This window comes from Streptomyces sp. XH2 (assembly GCF_049725035.1).
In the GTDB taxonomy this organism is placed as follows: domain Bacteria; phylum Actinomycetota; class Actinomycetes; order Streptomycetales; family Streptomycetaceae; genus Streptomyces; species Streptomyces roseoverticillatus.
Genome location: NZ_JBMMMZ010000006.1, coordinates 1 through 6902, shown reverse-complemented (window position 1 = coordinate 6902; position 6902 = coordinate 1). Strand labels below are relative to the sequence as shown.

Here is a 6902-nt window from a genome sequence, read left to right as displayed (position 1 = left end):
GTACGGGGAGGGAGTGCGGTGGGAGTGCGGTGGGCGTGGCTACGGGCCGGCCGGGCTACAGGCCCTTGAGGATCTTCTCGATCTGGCCGAGGACGTCGATGGACGTGCCGTAGCGGTCGGTGGTCGCGTAGGTGACCGGCAGGACGTGGTTGTCCTTGGAGGCCTTCAGCAGCTTCCAGGAGGGCTTGTCCTGGAGCTCCTTGACCTCCTTGGGCACCTCGCCGGTGGCGAACGTGCGCGGCACGAGGATCACGTCGGCGTCCGACAGGACGTCGATCTTCTCCTGGGAGTACGTCACCTCGTGCTCCTTGCCGTCCTCGGACGCCTCGGCGAACGTCGCGCCCGCGTCGGCGAGGACGCGGCCCACCCACGACGTGCGGGTGTCGACGATGAACTCGCCGTTGCCGTAGGAGGAGGCGACGGCCCATTTCACGTTCTTGAGCTTGTCGCCGTACGTGTTCTTGATCTGGTCGGCCTTCTGCCGGTAGTCGGTCTTCAGCTTGGTGAAGACGTCCTCCTTGCCGACGGCCTGGGCGATCTTCTCCTGCGCGTTGAGGAGGTCGACGGGGGTCTTGATGCCGAAGTAGAGCGTGGGCGCGATGCCTTCGAGCTTCTTGACGTTCCAGTCGAAGGCGGCGGCGCCCTCGACGACGATCAGGTCGGGCTTGAGGGAGGCGACCTTCTCGATGTTGGTCTCGATGCCCGAGCCGATCGAAGTGATCTTCTTGGCCCGCCCGGTCTGTGAGGGCAGCAGCTCCACGGGATTGTTCTCGTCGATGGCGCTGGTGCCGACGGGCTCGACGCCGAGGTCGAGGAGCGCGCCCGTGGCGTAGGAGATGCTGACGATGCGCTTGGCGTCGGCGGGCACGGTGACCTTGCCGTTGCTCGCCTCGACCACCCGCCCCTTCGCGCCCTTCCCGTCCTTGCCGCCCGCGGCCTCGGAACCGCCCGAGCCGTTGCCGCCGCACGCGGTCAGGGTCAGCAGGGCGGCGGCGCCGGCGAGTGCGGCGGCGGTACGGCCGCGGGCGGCACGGGGGTTCATGGCTCTCCTCGGGGTGGTGCGGTGGGTGAAGGGGACGGGTGGGACGGGTGGGTGCGGGTTCAGGAGGCGGTCAGGTGCGCGTGCCAGCCGCGGATGGTGGGGGTGGCCTCGATGAGCTCGGCGAACTCGACGGCGGTGCCGGCGGCGCGCCAGCGTTCGACGAGGGTCATGACGCGGATGGAGTCGAGCCCGAGGTCCTGAAGGTTCTCGTCCACGGACACGTCGCCGGGCTCCTCACCGAGCACGGCGGCGACGTCGAGACGAACGGAGTCGAGGGAGAGGGACGGGGAGGGCATGGGGGATCCCTTCGGGAGAGACAGGAGGGCTGGAGGACAGGAGGAGGGATGGCGGGCGTACGGGCGGCGGCTTCGCGGAGGGGTACGGCTGGGGCGGGGACGGGGCGGTCGTAGCGGCGCGAGCCGGATCAGTGCGGGTGGGCGGAGCGGACGGGTTCGGCAGGGGTGGAGCAGGGCGGTCGTGCCGGCGGCCAGGGTCGGCGCCGGGACTCTCGGCCGCCGCCGGGTGCAGGCGGGCGGGCCGGTCATTCGGCGCCGCACCGAGATTCCCTGGGTGGTCGTGCCGACGGCCGCGGTCGGCCCCGGGGGCTCCGAGCCGACCCCGGGTGCAGGCGAGCGAGCAGGTCATTCGGGGCTGCCCCGGCACTCCCTGGGCGGCCGTACCAGCAGCCACCGACGGCACCCGGGACCCCCGGCCCGACCCCGAGCCCAGCCGAGCGGACCCGTGACTCGGAGCCGCACCGACATTCCCTAGGCGGCCGTACCAGCAGCCACCGACGGCACCCGGGACCCCCGGCCCGACCCCGAGCCCAGCCGAGCGGACCGGTCATTCGGAGCCGCACCGGCATTGCCCTCCGCCGCAGCGGCGCGCGACCACGACGGCGGATCCCGGCGGCGCCCGACCGACACCGGCCCGACCCGCGCCGGCCCGACCGACACCAGCCGACCTGGCACCAGCCGACCCGGCACCCACCCGACCCGGCACCAACCCGACCGACACCGGCCCGTCCGGCCCCGCCGGTCCGCGCCGCGCAAGCTGATCACCGTTGCGGCGGAGGCGGATGCCCGCGGCCGGGCCTCCCGGCCGGCGGGGCCGGATGGGGGACGGCCCCGACATGCCGGGCCGCACCGCCCTCACGAGCCGCACCGACCCCGCGCCTCAGCGGACTTGGACCGCCAATTCGCCGGCGGACGCCCCGGCCGCCCGGGAACCCCCGTCCGCCGGGACACCGGCACCGGCGCCCGCGAGGGCACCCGCACCGCCGTCCGCGAGGACCCCCCGTCCCAGGGCGAGCGAGTCGCGGATCTCCCCCGCGCGCACCGCGAGCGTGGACAGCAGCGTCGAGGTGATGCCGTGCGTGTGCTCGGTGCCGCCGCCCTGGAGGTAGATGCCGGCGCGGACACGCCCGGTGGTCAGCACGCGGTGGTCGCGGTCGATGCGGAGCCGTCCTTGACCGTCCGTCAGGCATTCTCCGGCGAGGTCGCCGAGGAGTTCGCCCGGGTCGGCGGGCCGGTAGCCGGTGGCGAGGACGACGGCGTCGCAGTCGAGCGTGAGGTCCTCGCCCGTGGCGAGGGAGCGGATCACGGCCCGGGCCCCGCCGGGGACGTCCTCGACGGCGGTGAGCCGGCTGGTGTTGAGGATGCGCAGCCGCTCGCGGCCCTGGACCTTCTCCTGGTACGCGGTGCGGTAGAGCTGTTCGATCAGCTCTCCGTCGACCACGGAGTAGTTGGTGTTGGCGTGGTAGCCGAGGAGGGCCCGCTTGACGTCCTCGGGCGCGTCGTAGAAGTGGTCGACGGCGGCGGGGTCGAAGATGCGGTTGGCGTAGGGGCTGTCGTCGGCGGGGCTGTAGCCGTAGCGCGAGAAGACGGCGCAGACCTCGGCGTCGGGGAAGGTGCGGTGGAGGTATTCGGCGCTCTCGGCGGCGGACTGGCCGGCGCCGACGACGACGAAGCGGCGGTGCGGTGTGCCGGTGAGCCCGGCCGCGCGGAAGAGCAGGTCGCGGTTGTGCCACACGTGCGGGCCGGTGGTGACGCCGTCGGGGAGGCGCGGGGTGAGGCCCGTGCCGAGGACGACGTTGCGCGTGCGGCGGACGCTTTCGTCGGCCGGGTCGTGCACGCCGCGGGAGACGACGTCCAGGTACTCCGTGACGCCGTCGCCGTCCCGTACGGGGTGCAGGGCGACGGCGGCCCGGCCGTAGTCCACGGCGGAGGCGAATTCGGCGGCGCACCAGTCGAAGTAGTCGTGGAATTCGACCCGCGTGGGGAAGAACGTCTTCTGGTTGATGAAGTCGGCGAGCCGGCCGTGCTCCTGCAGGTAGTGCAGGAAGGAGAAGCGGCTGCCGGGGTCCCGCATGGTGACGAGGTCCTTGAGGAAGGACACCTGCATGGTGGCGCCCTCGATGAGCATGCCGCGGTGCCAGCCGAAGCTCTCCTGGCGCTCCAGGAATCCTGCGTGGATCTCGCTGCCGGGGTTACGGCGGTTGTGGTCGTCGATCGCGATGGCGAGGGCCAGGTTGGCGGGACCGAAGCCTATGCCGACCAGGTCCTCGATGGGGCCGCACCCCGTGTGTGCGGAGTCCCCGCGCCGTACCGACATGCTCATCCTTTCGTGGCTGCGGACAGCCCAAGAACGTGAATGCTTAGGTTAGCCTAACCTAACTTTTCCGTCAGGTGGACTGTCAAGTTCCGTCAGTTCCTGCGGTGTCCAGGATCCGTGGCAACTCCCTTGCGAACGCGTCGGCTTGCTCCTCACTCAGGACGAGCGGAGGAGCGAGCCGCAGCACGTCCGGGGCCGCCGCGTTCACCAGGAAGCCCGCCTCCAGCGCCGCTTGCTGCGCACGCGCGGCCACCGGCGCGGTGAGGACCACGCCCAGCAGCAGCCCCGCTCCCCGCACTTCGCGCAGCAGCGGATGGCCCGTGGCCGCGATGCCGGCCCGCAGCCGCTCCCCCACGCGCCGGACGTGCCCCAGCAGGCCGTCGGCCTCGATCGTCGCCAGGACGGCCAGGGCCGCCGCGCACGCCACCGGATTGCCGCCGAACGTGGAACCGTGCTGACCGGGCGTCAGCAGCCGGGCGGCGCACCCGAAGGCGACCGTGGCCCCGATGGGCAGTCCGCCGCCGAGCCCCTTCGCGAGGGTCACGACGTCCGGTTCCACCCCCGCGGCCTCGTGGGCGAACCAGTGCCCTGTCCGCCCGATGCCCGTCTGGACCTCGTCCAGGACGAGCAGCGCTCCGGCGGCCCCGGTGATCTCCCGGGCCGCCCGCAGATAGCCCGGCGGCGCGGGCACCACGCCGTTCTCGCCCTGTACGGGTTCCAGGACGACCGCGGCCGTCCGCACGTCCACCGCGGCCCGCAGTGCCGCCACGTCCCCGTACGGCACGTGCGTCACCTCGCCGGGCAGGGGCAGGAAGGGGTCCTGCTTGGCGGGCTGGCCGGTGAGGGCCAGCGCGCCCATCGTGCGGCCGTGGAACCCGCCGGCCGCGGCCACCATGCGGGTGCGCCCGGTCCGCCGCGCGATCTTGAAGGCCGCTTCGACGGCCTCCGCGCCCGAGTTGGAGAAGAACACCCGCCCGTCGCGGCCGGACAGTTCCAGCAGCCGCTCGGCCAGCCGTACGGGCGGCTCGGCCGCGTAGAGGTTGGACACGTGGCCGAGGACGGCGATCTGCTCCGAGACCGCCCGGACGACCGCGGGGTGCCCGTGGCCGAGGGCGTTGACGGCGATCCCGCCGACGAGGTCGAGGTACGTTCGTCCGTCCGCGTCCTCGACCGTCGCCCCTTCGCCGCGCACCAGCGCCAGCGGAGGCGTGCCGTACGTGTCCATCAGCGCGCCCCGCCAGCGTTCCCTCAGGGCGGCGGCGCCGCGTCCGGCCGGTCCCGGCGCCTGCCGTGCGCTCATGCGGGCACCCGCTCCGGGACCACGCCCGGATCCGGGACGACGGCCGTGCCGACGCCCTCGCCCGTGAAGACCTCCAGCAGCAGGGAGTGCGGGACCCGCCCGTCCAGGACGTGCGCCGCGCCCACGCCCGCACGGACCGCCCGCAGGCAGCCCTCCATCTTCGGCACCATGCCGCTCGCCAGGCCGGGCAGCAGCGCCTGCAGCTGACTTGTGGTCAGGCTGCGGATGACGTCCGTGCTGCGCGGCCAGTCCGCGTACAAGCCCTCGACGTCGGTGAGGACGATCAGCTTCTCGGCGCGCAGGGCCTCGGCGAGGGCGGCCGCGGCCAGGTCGGCGTTGATGTTGTAGATCTCGCCGTCGGCGCCGCGCGCGACGGGCGAGACGACGGGGATGCGGCCGCAGCCGAGCAGCGCCTCCAGAGTCTCCGGATCCACCGCCACGATGTCGCCGACCAGCCCGATGTCCACAGGCTCGCCGTCCACCTCGGCCATCCGCCGCACGGCGGTCATGGTGTGGGCGTCCTCGCCCGTCATCCCGACGGCGAACGGCCCGTGACGGTTAATCAGGCCCACGAGTTCGCGCTGCACCTGTCCGGCGAGGACCATGCGGACGACGTCCATGGCCTCGGGCGTGGTGACGCGCAGGCCGGCCTTGAACTCCGACGCGATGCCCAGCCGGTCGAGCTGGGCGCTGATCTGCGGGCCGCCGCCGTGCACGACGACGGGGCGCAGCCCCGCGTACCGCAGGGAGACGACGTCCTGGGCGAAGGCGGCCTTGAGCTCGTCGTCGACCATGGCGTTGCCGCCGAACTTGATGACGACGGCCTTGCCGTGGAAGCGCCGGAGCCAGGGCAGCGCCTCGATGACGGTACGGGCTTTGCTGTTGTTCATGAGGAGTACGCGCTGTTCTCGTGTACGTAGTCGGCGGTGAGGTCGTTGGTGTGGACGGTCGCCGTCCGGGTGCCGGCCGCGAGGTCGGCGACGATGTGCACTTCACGGGGGCTCATGTCGACGAGGTCGCGGTCGTCGCCGACGGAGCCGTTGCGGCAGACCCACACGCCGTTGATGGCCACGTTGAGCTTGTCCGGGTCGAAAGCCGCCGAGGTGGTGCCGATGGCCGACAGCACACGCCCCCAGTTCGGATCCTCACCGTGCAGAGCACACTTGAGGAGGTTGTTGCGGGCGATGGAACGCCCGACCTCGACCGCGTCGTCCTCACTCGCGGCGTTGATCACCTCGATACGGATGTCCTTGCTCGCCCCCTCGGCATCACCGATCAGCTGACGCGCCAGGTCATCACACACCTCCCGCACCGCCTCCGCGAACACCTCCTGGACGGGAGTGACACCGGAGGCGCCGGAGGCCAGCAGCAGCACCGTGTCATTGGTCGACATGCAGCCGTCGGAATCCACCCGGTCGAACGTCGTCCGCGTAGCGGAACGCAGTGCGGTGTCGAGGCCCGCGGTGTCGATGTCGGCGTCGGTGGTGAGGACGACGAGCATGGTGGCCAGGCCCGGGGCGAGCATCCCCGCACCCTTGGCCATCCCGCCCACCGTCCAGCCCTCACCCTGGACGACGGCGGTCTTGTGGACCGTGTCGGTCGTCTTGATCGCAATGGCCGCCTTCTCCCCACCGTGCGCGGACAGCCCCGCCGCGGCCTTCTCGATACCGGGAAGAAGCCTGTCCATCGGCAACCGGACACCGATCAGACCCGTGGAAGCGATCGCGATCTCCCCGGCGCTGTGCCCCAGCACCTCCGCCGCCTTCTCGGCGGTGGCATGAGTGTCCTGGAAGCCCTCAGGACCGGTACAGGCATTGGCACCACCGGAGTTCAGGACCACGGCGGAGACCTGCCCGCCCCTGACGACCTGCTGGGACCACAGCACCGGCGCCGCCTTGACACGGTTCGCGGTGAACACCCCCGCAGCGGCCAGACGCGGCCCCTGGT

The 6902-nt window shown here is 72.3% G+C and carries 6 protein-coding genes; all 6 read right to left on the bottom strand.

Annotated features, from left to right (window positions below; all coding sequences use genetic code 11):
- Positions 1-55 precede the first annotated feature (55 nt).
- On the bottom strand, positions 56-1042 hold the full coding sequence (locus ACOTKD_RS13400) for an ABC transporter substrate-binding protein (protein WP_424889140.1): 987 nt from the start codon (positions 1040-1042) through the stop codon (positions 56-58).
- Between the two features lie 59 nt (positions 1043-1101).
- Positions 1102-1338, bottom strand: coding sequence for a phosphopantetheine-binding protein (locus ACOTKD_RS13395; protein WP_424889139.1), 237 nt, complete (start codon positions 1336-1338; stop codon positions 1102-1104).
- Between the two features lie 880 nt (positions 1339-2218).
- Positions 2219-3655 (bottom strand): lysine N(6)-hydroxylase/L-ornithine N(5)-oxygenase family protein, encoded by a 1437-nt coding sequence (locus ACOTKD_RS13390; RefSeq protein ID WP_424889138.1) that lies wholly within the window; start codon positions 3653-3655, stop codon positions 2219-2221.
- Between the two features lie 82 nt (positions 3656-3737).
- Positions 3738-4955: an acetylornithine transaminase gene (locus ACOTKD_RS13385; RefSeq protein WP_424889137.1), complete on the bottom strand. Its 1218-nt coding sequence runs from the start codon at positions 4953-4955 to the stop codon at positions 3738-3740.
- A complete protein-coding gene (argB, locus tag ACOTKD_RS13380; RefSeq protein WP_424889136.1) occupies positions 4952-5845 on the bottom strand; it encodes an acetylglutamate kinase in 894 nt (297 codons plus the stop codon). The genes ACOTKD_RS13385 and argB overlap by 4 nt, the downstream gene beginning before the upstream one ends.
- Positions 5842-6902: bifunctional glutamate N-acetyltransferase/amino-acid acetyltransferase ArgJ (gene argJ, locus ACOTKD_RS13375; protein ID WP_424889135.1), on the bottom strand; the 1061-nt coding region annotated here is incomplete at its 5' end. The genes argJ and argB, both read right to left, overlap by 4 nt.

Excerpts from the sequence above, each read along its gene's own strand:
- ACOTKD_RS13400 (WP_424889140.1), bottom strand. The coding sequence starts at position 1,042 with ATGAACCCCCGTGCCGCCCGCGGCCGTACCGCCGCCGCACTCGCCGGC.
- ACOTKD_RS13395 (WP_424889139.1), bottom strand. The coding sequence starts at position 1,338 with ATGCCCTCCCCGTCCCTCTCCCTCGACTCCGTTCGTCTCGACGTCGCC.
- ACOTKD_RS13390 (WP_424889138.1), bottom strand. The coding sequence starts at position 3,655 with ATGTCGGTACGGCGCGGGGACTCCGCACACACGGGGTGCGGCCCCATC.
- ACOTKD_RS13385 (WP_424889137.1), bottom strand. The coding sequence starts at position 4,955 with ATGAGCGCACGGCAGGCGCCGGGACCGGCCGGACGCGGCGCCGCCGCC.
- argB (WP_424889136.1), bottom strand. The coding sequence starts at position 5,845 with ATGAACAACAGCAAAGCCCGTACCGTCATCGAGGCGCTGCCCTGGCTC.